The organism is Pedobacter nutrimenti (genome assembly GCF_003208655.1).
Lineage (GTDB): Bacteria > Bacteroidota > Bacteroidia > Sphingobacteriales > Sphingobacteriaceae > Pedobacter > Pedobacter nutrimenti.
In genome coordinates this window covers 114,248-129,198 of sequence record NZ_QKLU01000011.1, presented here as the reverse complement: position 1 = coordinate 129,198, position 14,951 = coordinate 114,248, and the positions used below count along the sequence as shown (strand labels likewise).

The following is a 14,951-nucleotide window of genomic DNA, read 5'->3' as shown; positions in this document are numbered from 1 at the left end:
AATACAGATAAAATTAAGCTTAAAAATCAAAAAATACTAAAAATAATAGCAAACAGAGATTATGCCGAAACTAATAGACAATAAATACATAATAATCAAATATTTAACAACTCTGTTATTAACTATTATTTCACCTATCTGTTTTGGACAGATTTTCAGCTCCGACCAAAACCCTCTTAGTGTAAAATGGAGGCAAATAAACCATAGGGGTTTTAAAATCATCTATCCGGTCGAACTGGAAAAAGATGCACAGAGAATGGCCAACACCATTCCATTCATTTTTCCTTTTGATGGCGCAAGTCTGGGTGTCCACAAAACCAACCTCCCAATTGTCCTGCAAAACCAGGGCGTGATTGCAAATGGCTTTGTCCAGCTTGGACCAAAAAAATCTGAATTTTTCAGCACCCCTCCCCAGCTCTTTGACAGCCAGGACTGGCTGAACAATCTGGCCGTCCATGAACTCCGCCATGCCGCCCAGTATGACAAGCTAACCAATGGACAGGCAAAGCCCTTTCCGGAACTGGTCTATTTTGCATGGATGGGCGCAAGCATCCCGACCTGGTTTTTTGAAGGAGACGCAGTGAGCACGGAGACTTCGCTTACTCATGCCGGTCGCGGCCGGCAACCCTCCTGGATCATGCCCTACCGGACCCAGGTTCTGGAAGGAAAAAACATCTCTTACAGCAAGGCTTATTTTGGCTCCGATAAAGATGTCACCCCAGGGTATTATCAACTCGGATACCTGATGGTTTCCAACATCAGAAAACAGCACGGAAAAAATATTTTCGACAGCTTGCTGACCGACATCCGCAAACGCCCTATTCGTCCCTACCCTTTTGCCGGGAGCCTCAAAAAACTAACAGGAAAAACGGGCAGGGCCTGGTTCGATTTTACCGCAACAGAAATTCAAAAGCAATGGTCTCTGCAAGATAAAAAAAACCATAGTCAGGCCTACCTTCCCCTGAACAAAAAAGCAATTTATGCTACCGACTATTTTCTACCGGTCAGGCTACCCAGCGGAGACATCCTCGCCCTTAAACAGAGCAAGGCAGAAACTTCTTTTTTTGTTCAGGTGGACAGCAGCAAAAAAGAGAAACGGCTTTTTGGTATCGGCTACCAGGAACAACCATGGTACAGCTATGCCATGGGGAAAATTGTGTGGGACGAAATCCGTTATGATCCCAGGTTCCGTCAGCGCAGCTACAGCGTGCTGAACATTTACGACATGGACACCAAGAAAATAAAAAAGCTGCAAGCCCGAACACGCTGGTTCTCCCCTTCCCTTTCGGCCGATGCAAAAAAAATAGTTGCGGTCCAGATTGACCTGAGTAACCAGGCGAACCTGGTTGAAATTGACGCAACCACTGGAAAGGTCATCTGCAGTTATCCGAACCCGGAAGGCCTCATCCTCCAAAGTCCTTCCTTTGATGCCTCAGGAACACGCATTGCCTACATCACGGTCAGTGAAAAAGGAAAGGCACTGTGGATACAGGATCACCAGGGCAAAAAGACCAAAATACTTAAGGAAACTTCACAGCAACTCAACAGACCAGTATTCATTTCCTCAGGAATCGCATTTAACGCTCATTACAGCGGAATAAACAATATTTACCACATAGATACTGCCTCAAAAAAAATAAGCGCTCTGAGCGAAGCTAAATACGGCGCCTTTAACCCAAGTCTTTCTACAGATAAAACCGAAATTCTTTTCAGCAATTATGGCCTCAGGGGATTTGACATTGCTGCGTTAAAATTCAGACCCTCGGAAGTTCCCGAAAATGGCTTTGTTTATTTTGGATCCGCAGCGGAGCAACAGGAAAACACCGGCAATGTTTTCGAGAAAGTTCCCGACAGCACTTTCGAATCAAAACCTTATGGCAAACTGGGGAATCTGATCAACCTGCACAGCATTATACCTACCATTGAAAACGAATATGTGGCCGGTCTGCAGCTCCGTTCCAACAATTTACTGAACACTTTTGATTTTTATACCGGAGCCAGTTACCACAGGGACCTTGGACGTTTCTCCTATAACGCCAATATCAACATTAAAAGTTTTTACCCGGTTTTCAGCCTAAATTACGAAAACCGGCCGGTAAGAACTTTTTACAACAGCGGAAACCGGATCAAACAAGGAGACTGGAGGGAAAATTACATTAAAGTCAATGCCCTGATTCCTGTTAACCTGAATGCCAGAGACGAATACTATAACCTCTCCATGAACATTGGGACCAGCCTGACAAAAAGATACATGACAGAAAACCTACCGGCTAATTTTATCACTTCTCTGAATTTCCCGATGGAATATCATTTTACCTTTTCCCATGGTAAAACCCAGGCAGCCCGGGATATAGCACCCAGGTGGGCACAAATCATCCGGTTCAATTACCTGAACCAACCCTTTGACAACAACCTCCCGGGTGAACTCTTCTCTTTTGAAAGTTTCCTTTACACCCCGGGGCTGTTGAAGAACCATTCCTTTCTGCTTAGTTTCAATTATCAGGACGCAACCGGGGTGAGAATATACAACAATGAAATCAGCACCGTTTATGGCTACAACAATATCCAGGCAAGGAGCAGGCTAAAGAACACCTTACTGCTCAACTATAGATTTCCATTTCTGTTTCCTGATGCAGAAATCGGGCCACTGGCCTATGTGCGCAATTTAAGAGGGGGCTTATTCTGTGGTTATGAGAATATTGGTTCTGAAACCAATCTTTCGCAGCCCAAAACTTTTGGCTTTGAACTGCGCAGCAGCATGAACCTGCTCCGCTACCAGCCTGTTGTCGATTTAGGAGCAAGAGTGGTTTTTGTCAATAAAATTTATAATCAAAACCCTATCTTAGAACTTATTTTCAATTATAGCTTCTAACCTATGAAGACAAAAACCATTTTCATTATCATTTTTACAGCACTTTTTACCATTTTTTTAATGAGTAACAGAGATTCTGTAGAATTCAGTTTTATTTTCTTTAAACAAGATATTTCCAAGCTTCTGGTGGTCGGGATTTTCACCTTTATTGGTTTTATACTCGGATATTGGGCCGGAAGGCCAAGAACGGTAATCAGTACTTACGACAACAAATTTGATGATGCCGTAAGTACTGACCGGAAAAATACTTTAAGTGACGAAGACAAAGACTACATCAGCTAAGCGCCTGCTCAATATCTTTCAGAATATCGTTGATATGCTCCAAACCTATTGACAAACGGATTGTCCCCTGCTCAATACCTACCTGCAGACGCTCTGCTTCGGTCAGTTTGGAATGGGTACTGGTTGCAGGATGTGTTGCAATAGAACGGGTATCCCCAAGATTTGCCGAGATCGAAAACATTTTCAGCTTATCCATAAAACGCCCCGCAGCCTCTACCCCGCCATCCACCACAAGGGTCACAATTCCACCACCCTGTTTCATCTGCTTCTTTGCAATTTCATACTGTGGGTGAGAAGGCAGAAAAGGATACATCACTTTTTTAATTTTCGGATGTGCTTCTAAAAATCCGGCAACTGTTAATGCATTTTCACAATGCCTGTCCATTCTCACAGCCAGGGTTTCAAGACTTTTTGACAACAACCAGGCATTAAAAGGAGACATTGCCGGTCCACTGTGTCTTGCAAAAGCTTCAATTTCCAGAATCAATTTCTGAGCACCCAGAATTACTCCACCCAGTGCACGACCTTGTCCGTCAATAAATTTCGTTGCCGAGTGAATAGACAAATCAGCACCCAGTCTGATGGGCTGCTGTAAATAAGGGGTCGCAAAACAGTTATCCACCACCAGCAAAAGATTATTTTTCTTGGCAAGTTGTGCCAGCCACTCCAGGTCTATAATGTCGATACCGGGATTTGAAGGCGTCTCGACAAAAATCATTTTTGTATTCGCCTGAATGCCATTGATCCACTGCTCCTGCTGGTCCAGATCGGCATAAGTATAACTGATGCCCCATTTAGGAAAAATATTATTCAGCAACTGATGGGTAGAACCAAATACGGAGCGGCTCGACAATACATGGTCGCCGCTTTTCAGAAAAGCAGCAAAAGTGGTAAAAATTGCTGCCATCCCTGTAGCGGTCACCCAGCCGGTTTCCGCACCCTCCAGTGCTGCCATTTTATCAATTAACTCGGTGGTATTCGGATTGGCATATCTGCTGTAAACGTTGCCTTCTTTTTCATTCGCAAAAAGGGCGCGCATCTCCTCTGCATCATCAAACTTATAGCTGGATGTCAAATAAAGGGGCACGGAATGTTCTTTATACTGGCTGCGCTCGGTTTGCAAACGGATGGCCATCGTCTCAAAATGATCTTCTTGCATGGTCTTAATTATGTATGGTATATGTAAATTTCAGGGTTGCAGAGCGCTCCAGAATATTGGAAACAGAACAATATTTTTCAAAGGTCAGCGCAATGGCACGTTGTACTTTTTGCTCAGCCAATTGTCCATAAAGATCAAAATGTATCGTAATGGTTTCAAATATAGGCGGCATCTCCTGGTTCCTTCTGCTCGCTTTGATGTTTATTCGGACATCTTTTAAAGGCTCTTTTTGTTTGGTCAGTACATTTACAATATCAATACCGCTGCAGCCACCTAGGCCAACCAGCAGCATCTCCATTGGTCTAAAACCTTTGCCTTCTCCTCCTATTTCAGGCTTGGCATCCAGTTCTACGGTTTGCCCGGCAGGATTGGAAGCCTCAAAATTAAATTTATCGTTCTTTCTTACTAAATTGATTTCCATAACAGGATTTTAAACATCATAAAACACTTTATTCTCTTTTTCCAGCAAGGCCAGCTTTAAAGGCTGGGTAAACAGGCCGTATACCGCAGAGCCGCTACCACTCATCAGCGCAAATAAAGCCCCCGAAGCATAAAGTGCTTCTTTTATCTTTTCTATTTCCGGGTGTGCACCAAATACCGAAGGTTCAAAATCATTCTTCAGTTCCTTTCTCCAGGCTGTTAAAGGCAAATGTATCAAATCTTTCAGTGAAGATGAAGAACGGGAAGGCTTTACCCCCGCATAAGCAGTCGAAGTAGCTACGTGCACAGGTGCTTTTACCAAAACCTTAAAATAAGATGACAAATCCAGGTCCAGATCTTCGAACTCATTTCCGATTCCGTAAGCCATAACCGGTTTGTTTTCGATAAAAAAAGCACAATCTGCACCCAATATCGAAGCGTACGACTGCATTTGAACAACAGAAAGCCCCAGCTTAAATTTATCGTTCAGCATCCGGATCACCAAAGCAGCATCAGAAGACCCTCCACCCAGCCCGGCCCCGACCGGAATATTCTTAAGTAGAACAATTTTCTGGGGTGGTAAATTAAAATCCATAGACAGTAAATCATAAGCTTTCAAACAGATGTTGTCCTGGTTTTGCCCCGGCACATCCAATCCTTTAACCATGCAGTGTGTATGACCGGCATCCAGGAGCTCCACCACATCATACAGCTTCAATGGATAAAAAGCAGTCTCCAGGTTGTGATAACCATCAGCCCGTTTATCTGTAATGTTTAGCCCGATATTTATTTTAGCATTCGCAAAGGCAAGCATAGGTTGTTCTTTTATCTTCGTTTTCCTGGCGCAAAAGTAAGAAAACTGAAACCAGCCCCGGTCGCTATATTTTTAAAAATTAATCAATTGTGCAAAAAAGAAGGGCTTATTAACATTTTGACGGGAATAATATTTATATTTTTGTAAACGGAGCACATCCGAAAGAAAAATGAGCAGATGAAACAATACTTAGATTTAATGCAGCTCGTGCTGGACCAGGGAACACAAAAGCACGACAGGACGGGAACAGGCACCATCAGTATTTTTGGCCATCAGATGAGGTTCAACCTCCAGGAAGGCTTTCCCCTGGTCACCACCAAAAAACTTCATTTAAAATCCATTATTCACGAACTGATCTGGTTTTTAAGTGGGGACACCAATATTGGCTACCTGAAAGCAAACAATGTAAAGATCTGGGATGAGTGGGCTGATGAAAACGGTAACCTGGGCCCTGTTTATGGCTCACAATGGCGTTCATGGCCAAAACCAGATGGCGGGCACATTGACCAGATTACACAAATTATACAAACTATAAAAAGCAATCCCGATTCCAGAAGAATTATTGTGTCTGCCTGGAATGTGGCAGAGATAGAACATATGGCGCTTCCACCCTGCCATGCCTTTTTCCAGTTTTATGTAGCTGAGGGAAAACTCAGCTGTCAGCTTTATCAGCGAAGTGCAGATATTTTTCTGGGGGTACCTTTTAACATTGCCTCCTATGCCTTACTGACTATGATGGTTGCACAGGTCTGCGGACTGGAGCCGGGAGATTTTATCCACACCCTTGGCGACGCCCACCTTTATAATAACCATATTGAACAGGCCAGGTTACAATTAAGCAGAACCAGCAGGCCTTTGCCCCTGATGAAACTTAATCCTGAGGTTAAAGATCTTTTTGATTTCAAGTTTGAAGATTTCACCCTTGAAAACTATGATCCGCACCCTCATATTAAAGGAGCTGTAGCTGTATGATCGTATCCGCAGTAGTAGCTATTGCAGAAAACAATGCGATAGGAAAAGACAACCAGCTTTTATGGCATATCCCTGCAGATTTGAAGCATTTTAAGAAAATCACCAATGGAGGCACAGTGATCATGGGCAGAAAGACCTATGAATCTATCGGGAGGGCCCTGCCCAACCGCCGTAATATTGTCATCAGCAGGAATCCTTCTTTTCAGGCCGAAAATATAGAACCGGTATGCGGCATTCAGGAAGCACTGGCACTGGCCGCATCTGAAGAAGAGGTCTTTATCATTGGTGGTGCTCAAATTTATAAGGATTCGCTAAAATTTACCGACAGGATTTACCTCACCCGAGTCCATCAGGCTTATCCGGCCGATAGCTTTTTTCCTGAAATTGATCCGGACCTATGGCTCGAATCGGCTGTTGAAGAACATTCCTCTGATGAAAAAAACCCCGTAGGATATACTTTTTCGACACTTACACGCCGATAGTGTATCATCTGTAATAAAAAAGCAATAAGACAGGCTATTAATTAAAAAATTAATTAGATTTGCCGACTTGTTAAAAAAATATATAGCATATAGACAAATAAATACAAACAAATGCAAGGTAAAGGTTTTATAAAATTTATGGCAATACTATTAGGTATTGTCTGTGTGTATTCTCTCTCGTTTAACCTGGTCACATCGAACGTAGAAAAAAATGCCAAAGCATATGCCAAAGGAGATCCTTTAAAAGAAAAGGCTTATTTGGATTCGATGGCAACTGTTCCGGTATATCCACTCTTTGGCTTTAACTATCAGTTTTGCAAATCAAAAGAGATCAACCTTGGTTTAGACCTTAAAGGCGGTATGAACGTCACCATGGAAATTTCCCTGGGTGAACTGGTAAAGTCCCTGGCGAACAATCCAACTGATGCTAATTTTAACAAAGCGCTCACTGTTGCTCAAACACAATTAAATGCGGGTGGTAAAGATTTCATCGGCTTATTTGTAAGTGAATTTGAAAAATTAAGCCCGAATGGCAAACTTGCTGATTTCTTTTCTAATCAGGACAACGCAAAGGACCTTAAAGCCAATGCCAGCAATTCAGAGGTAAAAAGTTATTTATCAAAAGAGGCTACTAGCGCCATCGACCGTTCTTTCATCATCATCAGAAGCCGTATCGACGGATTTGGTGTGGTGAGTCCGAACATGCAGAAACAGGAAGGCACCAACCGCATCCTGATTGAGATGCCAGGTGTTCAGGATAAAGAAAGGATCCATAAACTTTTACAAGGTTCCGCAGAACTTCAGTTCTGGCAGGTTTATCAGAATGAAGAAGTTTATTCTGTGATGGAAAACATCAACAAAACCCTTGCCTCGACGCTGAAAGACACTACTGCTGCAACCACAGTTAAAGATACCACTGCCAAAACAGAAAGTAAACTTGCGGGACTGGCAAAAAAACCAGTAGGTAAAGATTCTTCCGATGTAAAAAAACTGGAAGCTTCTAAAAACAATCCACTGTTCTCTGTTTTAAGTATTCCAACTTATCAGGCAGAAAACGGACAACCTGCTTTACGTCCGGGTCCTATTGTAGGATGGGTCGCTCAAAAAGATACCGCTAAAGTAAACGCTTATTTCAAAAGACCTGAAATTGCCTCCATTATCCCTCCTACTTTTAAATTCATGTGGAGTGTAAAACCAATGGAAGGTTCTAAAGTTTTTGAACTTTATGCCATCAAAGTAACCTCTGCAGATGGTAAACCTGATTTAGGTGGTGAGGCCATCAGCGATGCGCGTCATGACTTTGATCAAAAGGGCAAACCGGAAGTGACTATGTATATGACTGGTGAAGGTGCAGCCAAATGGAAAAAAATTACTGCTGAAGCATCCGCTGATGCAAACAATAAAAAAGCAATCGCCATTGTATTAGACAATACGGTTTATTCTGCTCCAACTGTTCAGAATGAAATTCCAAATGGTATTTCCTCGATTACAGGAAGCTTTACCGTGAACGATACCCAGGATTTAGCCAATATCTTAAAAGCTGGTAAATTACCTGCGCCAGCGAAAATTGTTGGTGAATATGTTGTTGGGCCATCTCTTGGTCAGACCGCCATCAATAATGGTTTACTGTCCTTTGTCCTTGCATTTATTGTAATTCTGATCTTTATGGCTTTGTATTACAACAAAGCCGGCTGGGTAGCTAATTTTGCCCTGGTGATCAACTTGTTCTTTATCATGGGTACCCTGGTATCCCTTGGAGCAGTATTAACCCTGCCAGGTATTGCTGGTATCATTTTGGTTATTGGTTTATCGGTGGATGCAAACATCCTTATTTTTGAAAGGGTCCGTGAAGAATTGCTGCACGGCAAAAGTACAGCCCTTGCCATCAAAGAAGGTTTCAAACATGCGATGCCATCCATCATTGACTCTAACGTAACCGTTCTGATCCTGGGTGTGATCCTTTACATCTTTGGAAACGGGCCGGTACAAGGTTTTGCGACCACTTTATGTATTGGTATCTTGTCTTCACTGTTCTGCGCGGTATTGATTTCCCGTCTGGTATTTGAATCCCTGCTGAACAAACATTCGAACATCACTTTTGGAAACAGTGTTACCCTGCATGCTTTCAAAAACATTGCTTTTGATTTCGTTGGACGTAGAAAAATCTATTATGCAATTTCTTCGGTCATCATTGTTTTAGGTTTCATTTTCTATTTCAAAAATGGCGGTCTTAAGTTGGGAATTGACTTTAAAGGAGGAAGAACCTATATCGTTCATTTTGATAAATCAATTGAAACTGAAGATGTAAAATCAAAACTGACCCCTCTGTTTGAAAATGAGGCTCCTGAAGTAAAAACAGCAGGTAATGATAATGAACTGAAAATCACCACGACTTTCCATATTGCAGATCAGGATACCCATGCCGACAAATTGGTAGAGGATGCACTGAAAGCAGGACTGGCTAAGACCGGTGCTAAATACACCATTGAAAGTAATCAAAAAGTAGGTCCTATCATTGCAAGTGACCTGGTTTACAGTGCATACGGTGCCGTTTTATTCTCCTGTTTGCTGATGTTCTTCTACATCATCATCAGGTTTAAAAAACTAAACTATGGTTTAGGTGCGGTAATTGCCTTATTCCATGACGTACTGCTGGTCTTGTCTTTTTATACTATTCTGGACGGTGTACTTCCATTCTCTTTGGAAATCGGACAAGATTTTATCGCAGCAATTTTAACGGTAATGTCCTATACCATGACAGAAACTGTTGTTGTATTTGACCGGATCCGTGAGAAGCTGGCAGAGCATGGTAAAGATGATCTTCATGGTGAGGAGCGCAATAAATTAATCAATTTCGCTTTAAACAGTACCTTAAGCCGTACTATCCTGACCTCTTTAACTGTATTCTTTGTATTGCTGGTGATCTTCATTTTTGGAGGTGACAGCATCAGAGGCTTCATATTTGCCTTGTTAATTGGCCGTGTAATCGGTACTTATTCTTCACTATGTATCTCTACACCAATTGTAGTAGATCTTGGAAAGAGCAAATAAGAGGAAATAAAATTCACATAAAAAGGCATCCACTATTGGATGCCTTTTTTGTTGTATCTATCTTTACTAAATACCCCCCAACAAGAGCTATGAAAAAAGCCATTAAACTTATAGAATGCCCGAGAGATGCCATGCAGGGTATCCACCATTTCATCGATACAGACCTTAAAGCAGCCTATATCAATTTGCTTTTACAGGTGGGCTTTGATACGCTCGATTTTGGAAGTTTTGTTTCTCCCAAGGCCATTCCGCAACTCAGGGATACCAGAGAAGTATTGTCTAAACTTGAACTTGGCTCCAGTGCAAGCAAACTCCTGGCCATTATAGCCAATGTAAGGGGTGCAGAAGAGGCCATCCTTCATCCGGAGATCTCTTACCTGGGTTTTCCTTTTTCTATCTCTGAGACCTTCCAAAAACGCAATACCAATTCCAGCATTACCGAATCTTTCGATACGGTTAAACAAATACTTGAGCTCTGCGACAAAAATCAGAAAACGGCTGTAGTCTATCTTTCTATGGGCTTCGGCAATCCGTATGGAGATGAATGGAATATTGAAATCGTCGAAAAATGGGCCCAGGAATTGGTTGATCAGGGCGTGAAAATCCTTTCCCTCTCAGATACCACGGGGGTATCCACACCGGAAAAAATAAAAACCATAGTCCCTCCCCTGATCAAACGGTTTAAAAATACTGAAATCGGGGTGCACCTGCACAGTACGCCCGAAACCCGTCTGGAAAAAATTCAGGCCGCCTTTGAAAGTGGTTGTACCCGCTTTGACAGTGCTTTAAAAGGTTTTGGAGGCTGCCCTATGGCAGCTGATGACCTGACGGGCAATCTTGCCACAGAAGACCTGATCGGTTTTATAGAACACCAGGGTATACAGTTGAACCTCAATATGGAAAAATGGGCAGAGGCCCAGCAATTTTCCGGAAGGATTTTTTTATAAACAAAATGGTAAAGAAGAACTAAACCCTCTTTACCATTTTAAAATGCTGGATTCCTGCTTCTTCAAATTGAGGCCCTTCTGTTTCAAAACCAAATTTACTGTATAAAGACATGGCGTCCAGCTGCGCATTCAAATAAATATAAGATGCATCACCTGGCAAGTCATCCAGCACGGCCGCGACCAGGGCCTGACCAATCCGCTTGCCCCTGTATGCTTTCAATACAGCAAAACGTTCCAGTTTATAGCCCATCTGTGTTTTTCTCCAGCGGCATGCGCCACAAGGCAAACCATCCATCAGGGCCAGGAAATGTGTAGACTCCTCTTCGTTGGCCCATTCCAGTTCAGGTGGGCAATGCTGTTCTTCCACAAAAACAACTTTTCTGATGGAAAATGCGCTTTCCAATTCTTCCTGTGTACTGATTTTATTGACCTGAAGTATTTCCATAATTTACCCTTTGTTTAAAATTTCGCTACAAATGCGGCTTAAAATAAACAAGAAATGATCTTCCTTGTTTTGTATTGTTATTTACCAGCATATTTCCTGAAGTAACCACATTCGTTTAATACTTCTTTATAGTATTGTGTCTGGCTGTAATCCCTTTTCAACTCTGCAAAATACTTTCCAGAGGGAATCATACTAAATTCTTCCCAGTAATATTTCTTTTCATTCGCTTTACTGAAATAAATACTATTGTATATTTCATTTCGTTCACATTTGCTGGCCATATAGGTGCAACGTGCCTTCTGGTCTTTCGTACTGGCATTGGCACGGGCCAGCAGGTAGTACTTTTCGGCCAGCTTTCCGGAAGTAAATGTCAGTCTGAACTCTTTTGGAATATCGGTTGGCTGCGTTGCATCGGTACCGGTAATCTCATTCTGATAAAACAAACGGGCATTTCCGTAGTGGGTGATGTTGTAATAAGCATTGGCCAGCAAATAAGCATTGTTAAATACATTTTTGCCCGCTGCAATTTCTGCTTTAATGCTTTGCATTGTTTTTAAAAATGTCAAAGGCGTATATTTCTTTTTCTGTGGTGCTGCAAAATCACAATCATGACAATCGTAAATATGTATGGTAAAAGGATTACCCAGCAAATTAAATGTCGCCTTTTGACCTGCCTTTTCCATTAACGGCACCGCTTCATCTATTTTCTCTTTATAAACCAACATTAAAGCCTGGTGGTAATACAAATCTTCCATTTTCAAGGGATAATACCTTAACATGGCCAGCTCAAAAGCGGTCTTACCTGGTTTAGAAAGCAATGCTTTTAAAGCTTCAACATTCTGATTGGTTGTATAAAATGCGGTATTGGATGAAAAACAGTTTGATTTTAGCAAATTTCCTTGTTTTTTATACAAAGCAGAAAGGGTTTCTACACTTTTAGCCACTGCCCGGTTAAACCTCAGATTAGAAATGGTATCCTTTCCATCCCTCAAGTCTGCCAGCCAGTTAATGGGGCCTACCATCTCCTTTTCAGTCTGGGCATCAATCTTTTTCAGTTGCGAAAGAAATAAGGTCCAGTCCAGTATTTTATATTGTGCACTCAGCAGTTTATCATTTTTAGGCAATTGTGTTTTCGCCTTGTTGTAAAATGTTCTGGCCAGGGCATAATGACCACTCAGCGTATTCAGGTATCCGGCACCCAAATTCCAGAAATAGGGCTTTGCTGTATTGTTGTTCCTGGCGATACGGCCAACAAGCTCTGCGTTATGATCCATACGTTTTCTTTCTGTGGCGGCAAATGAAGAAGTATCTGTAAAATACCGGTCCCCGGGATCCTCCGAACCATTGATTAAACGGCTCAGTAACAGGTCCAGTTTCTCTGACTTTGGATTCAGGGCATAAATTTTATCTATTGCCCGCTCCGGGTCGTTGCTAATGCCCAGCATGTGCCATAGCGTTATTTTCTCCTCGTTGTTTTTGGCCAGCTTCAGGCTCTTCTCCCAGTCTGACTCATTCTGGGGATGAAAGCTCCATTTGCTTGGAATTTTCATGTCAGCAGAAAAATCATAGCTCAGACTATAAAGATAATTGGCCGTTGCATAGTCTTTTTGCTGATAATAATGTCCAGCAAGATAACTTAAGGCCCTGTAATACATCAGATTTTTTGGAAATAAGTTTCTGGATTGCTCAAAGAAAGAAACCAGACGGCCATTTCCTTGTTGCTCGGGGCCTGCAGCAGCCAGTTCCTGAAAATAGTAGTAACGGACCAACTGAAACCAAAAACGCTGTTTCATAAAAATATCCTTTGTACTTTGATATTCCTGAAGTAACCTTTCCCCCAATTCAGTGGGAACCCCTGTTGGGGCAGGCTTTTTCTCATCCCAGTAATAGGTCCGTTTCTGTACCGCAAAACTTTCACAGGATTTTGCCAAAAGAAGGTAAGACAGAAATGTATCGAGTTCTTTACTGCTCAACTGGAACGATTTCACATCCGGAAGACCTGCAGGTCTGACCGCTAACTTGCCTTTTGAATATTTATAAACCGAATCCAATCCTTTATCACTGGCTTTGAACAACAAAACTTCCAGGTCTTTTGAACTTACTTTTCCTTTTAAATGTGTTTCCCATTCTTTAACCACCAGTTCATTGTATCTGGTGTTGCTGTCGTCATTTACATTTCCATAATAACTTACAGAACTGGCATAAAAAAAAGGAGAATACTGCGGGTCAACAAAAGCTTCCGGACTAAAATTCGAGTATTGGCTGTCATCATAATCACCATCTGCACAAGCCCAGACCAAACCACCGGTAAGGGCTGTGGTCAAACTAAAAGTGAGCAGAAACTTCCTGGAAATCTTTTTCCTGGAATTCTGGGAGATGAATGGTAGATAATTCATAGTAAATGATGTTTCGTTTTTCTAGAGGTGCAAGATGTGTGGACAGCTGTTTGGCAGCATTGTCCAAAGTTAAAGGGCTAATCTCTTCAAATTTAAAATAGTCACCCCTTTTTATATAAATGCCATCCATATAAAAACTTCTGATGGCCTGATAAACATTTTTGGTCCCGGTATGGACGAAACGGGAATGGTCAGAAAGTTCTTTTCTGTCAATCTGGGCATACACCTGTATCACTTTTCCACTGCGGATTTGCAGGCTCCACGAAAATACAGGAAGGGCAACATCCAATGGCAGGATGTAATTTTTAAGGTAATTCAGGTATTTGGCAGCATCTGCAGCATTATAAATAGAATTTGGAGCCTTCAAATCGGGCAGGATCTTTCCCATATTATAAAACATCAGCAAACCTCTATCTACCGGAGGGACACCCGTACGTGCAAAATACTTGACCTGGTGCAGACGGATGGTTGCTTCCAGCTTTTTACCACTGTACTTTTTAAACGCCTTCAAAAAACTAAAATAACTTTCCTTCGTACCCAGGCTCCAGTCACAGTCCAGCTGTACATTTTCATAACTGATCTGGTTTGCAGCTGCAAGTTTACGAACCAGTTCATTCACCTTAAAAGCCAGGCTATCCGTCTTTGCAAGGGGTGTATGCTCAAAGGTCTTATTGGTCAGGTAAACCACCGGACAAACCTTTAAGGACTTCATATTTTCCTTTATGCCCACAATGGCATTAGGTACAGCCTGCTGACTTTGTTCATCCCAAACCACATCAAAAAACCGAAGGTATAAACGGTTTCCAGCTACCTTTTTTAGTAGTGTATCTTGCCCTTTATCCAAATGAAAAGTAGTTTTCCAATAATAGAATGCCGCAACGGCTGTACTGGTCCTTGGTCTGTTACATCCCAGGGCACAGCACAGAAGTAAACAGCCTAAACCGAAAATAAGTGCTTTAATTTTGGAATGCATAATAAATCATGAGCCTAATCCGACTTGTAAATTACCTTGTAAAGATATCAAGACGCTCCCTAAATCCAGAATAAAGTTGAACATTCCGGTTCAAAAAACAAAGACGCTTTCGGATTGATCCGAAAGCGTCTTTTTATA

12 protein-coding genes are annotated in these 14,951 nt (G+C 42.0%); 6 read left to right on the top strand and 6 right to left on the bottom strand.

The genetic code is table 11. From position 1 onward, the window contains the following. Window positions 1–256 precede the first annotated feature (256 nt). Both B0O44_RS23805 and B0O44_RS23800 read left to right on the top strand, forming a co-directional pair. The gene (locus B0O44_RS23805; RefSeq protein WP_245943787.1) at window positions 257–2,872 is read left to right on the top strand and encodes a TolB family protein; all 2,616 of its coding nucleotides are present in this window, start codon (window positions 257–259) and stop codon (window positions 2,870–2,872) included. Between the two features lie 60 nt (window positions 2,873–2,932). Next, complete coding sequence (locus B0O44_RS23800) at window positions 2,933–3,154, top strand: LapA family protein (RefSeq protein WP_245943786.1); 222 nt, start codon at window positions 2,933–2,935, stop codon at window positions 3,152–3,154. Here the strand turns inward: B0O44_RS23800 and B0O44_RS23795 are convergent. Genes B0O44_RS23795 through ispE form a run of 3 tightly spaced genes read right to left on the bottom strand, consistent with a single transcriptional unit; the run spans window position 3,147 to window position 5,547 of the window. Further along, on the bottom strand, window positions 3,147–4,313 hold the full coding sequence (locus B0O44_RS23795) for a trans-sulfuration enzyme family protein (protein ID WP_110834600.1): 1,167 nt from the start codon (window positions 4,311–4,313) through the stop codon (window positions 3,147–3,149). The genes B0O44_RS23800 and B0O44_RS23795 overlap by 8 nt on opposite strands. A 4-nt stretch (window positions 4,314–4,317) precedes the next feature. After that, on the bottom strand, window positions 4,318–4,734 hold the full coding sequence (locus B0O44_RS23790; protein WP_110834599.1) for an OsmC family protein: 417 nt from the start codon (window positions 4,732–4,734) through the stop codon (window positions 4,318–4,320). 9 nt (window positions 4,735–4,743) lie between these two features. Continuing rightward, window positions 4,744–5,547: a 4-(cytidine 5'-diphospho)-2-C-methyl-D-erythritol kinase gene (ispE, locus tag B0O44_RS23785; RefSeq protein ID WP_110834598.1), complete on the bottom strand. Its 804-nt coding sequence runs from the start codon at window positions 5,545–5,547 to the stop codon at window positions 4,744–4,746. Window positions 5,548–5,724: 177 nt separating this feature from the next. Here ispE and B0O44_RS23780 point away from each other — a divergent pair, with 177 nt between their 5' ends. The 4 genes from B0O44_RS23780 (at window position 5,725) to B0O44_RS23765 (ending at window position 10,999) form a co-directional block, all read left to right on the top strand. After that, a complete protein-coding gene (locus B0O44_RS23780) occupies window positions 5,725–6,519 on the top strand; it encodes a thymidylate synthase (RefSeq protein WP_110834597.1) in 795 nt (264 codons plus the stop codon). Then, window positions 6,516–7,001 carry a dihydrofolate reductase gene (locus tag B0O44_RS23775; protein WP_146229896.1) on the top strand — a complete coding sequence of 162 codons (486 nt, stop codon included), beginning with the start codon at window positions 6,516–6,518 and terminating at the stop codon, window positions 6,999–7,001. The genes B0O44_RS23780 and B0O44_RS23775 overlap by 4 nt, the downstream gene beginning before the upstream one ends. Before the next feature lie 111 nt (window positions 7,002–7,112). Beyond that, window positions 7,113–10,052 carry a protein translocase subunit SecDF gene (secDF, locus tag B0O44_RS23770; protein WP_110834596.1) on the top strand — a complete coding sequence of 980 codons (2,940 nt, stop codon included), beginning with the start codon at window positions 7,113–7,115 and terminating at the stop codon, window positions 10,050–10,052. Window positions 10,053–10,141: 89 nt separating this feature from the next. After that, entirely contained in the window at window positions 10,142–10,999 is an 858-nt protein-coding gene (locus B0O44_RS23765; protein WP_110834595.1) for a hydroxymethylglutaryl-CoA lyase, read from the top strand. Between the two features lie 19 nt (window positions 11,000–11,018). Here the strand turns inward: B0O44_RS23765 and B0O44_RS23760 are convergent, their stop codons facing one another. From B0O44_RS23760 to B0O44_RS23750, 3 genes are all read right to left on the bottom strand, one after another. Next, on the bottom strand, window positions 11,019–11,444 hold the full coding sequence (locus B0O44_RS23760) for a GNAT family N-acetyltransferase (protein ID WP_110834594.1): 426 nt from the start codon (window positions 11,442–11,444) through the stop codon (window positions 11,019–11,021). Between the two features lie 77 nt (window positions 11,445–11,521). Continuing rightward, complete coding sequence (locus B0O44_RS23755) at window positions 11,522–13,840, bottom strand: hypothetical protein (RefSeq protein WP_110834593.1); 2,319 nt, start codon at window positions 13,838–13,840, stop codon at window positions 11,522–11,524. Continuing rightward, window positions 13,770–14,813, bottom strand: a complete 1,044-nt coding sequence (locus tag B0O44_RS23750) for a hypothetical protein (RefSeq protein ID WP_245943785.1) — start codon at window positions 14,811–14,813, stop codon at window positions 13,770–13,772. Before B0O44_RS23750 ends, B0O44_RS23755 begins: the two co-directional genes overlap by 71 nt. Window positions 14,814–14,951 lie beyond the last annotated feature (138 nt).

Bases quoted from the DNA above. Each gene is read 5' to 3' on its own strand.
- B0O44_RS23805 (WP_245943787.1), top strand. From the start codon at position 257: ATGGCCAACACCATTCCATTCATTTTTCCTTTTGATGGCGCAAGTCTG.
- B0O44_RS23800 (WP_245943786.1), top strand. From the start codon at position 2,933: ATGAGTAACAGAGATTCTGTAGAATTCAGTTTTATTTTCTTTAAACAA.
- B0O44_RS23795 (WP_110834600.1), bottom strand. From the start codon at position 4,313: ATGCAAGAAGATCATTTTGAGACGATGGCCATCCGTTTGCAAACCGAG.
- B0O44_RS23790 (WP_110834599.1), bottom strand. From the start codon at position 4,734: ATGGAAATCAATTTAGTAAGAAAGAACGATAAATTTAATTTTGAGGCT.
- ispE (WP_110834598.1), bottom strand. From the start codon at position 5,547: ATGCTTGCCTTTGCGAATGCTAAAATAAATATCGGGCTAAACATTACA.
- B0O44_RS23780 (WP_110834597.1), top strand. From the start codon at position 5,725: ATGAAACAATACTTAGATTTAATGCAGCTCGTGCTGGACCAGGGAACA.
- B0O44_RS23775 (WP_146229896.1), top strand. From the start codon at position 6,516: ATGATCGTATCCGCAGTAGTAGCTATTGCAGAAAACAATGCGATAGGA.
- secDF (WP_110834596.1), top strand. From the start codon at position 7,113: ATGCAAGGTAAAGGTTTTATAAAATTTATGGCAATACTATTAGGTATT.
- B0O44_RS23765 (WP_110834595.1), top strand. From the start codon at position 10,142: ATGAAAAAAGCCATTAAACTTATAGAATGCCCGAGAGATGCCATGCAG.
- B0O44_RS23760 (WP_110834594.1), bottom strand. From the start codon at position 11,444: ATGGAAATACTTCAGGTCAATAAAATCAGTACACAGGAAGAATTGGAA.
- B0O44_RS23755 (WP_110834593.1), bottom strand. From the start codon at position 13,840: ATGAATTATCTACCATTCATCTCCCAGAATTCCAGGAAAAAGATTTCC.
- B0O44_RS23750 (WP_245943785.1), bottom strand. From the start codon at position 14,813: ATGCATTCCAAAATTAAAGCACTTATTTTCGGTTTAGGCTGTTTACTT.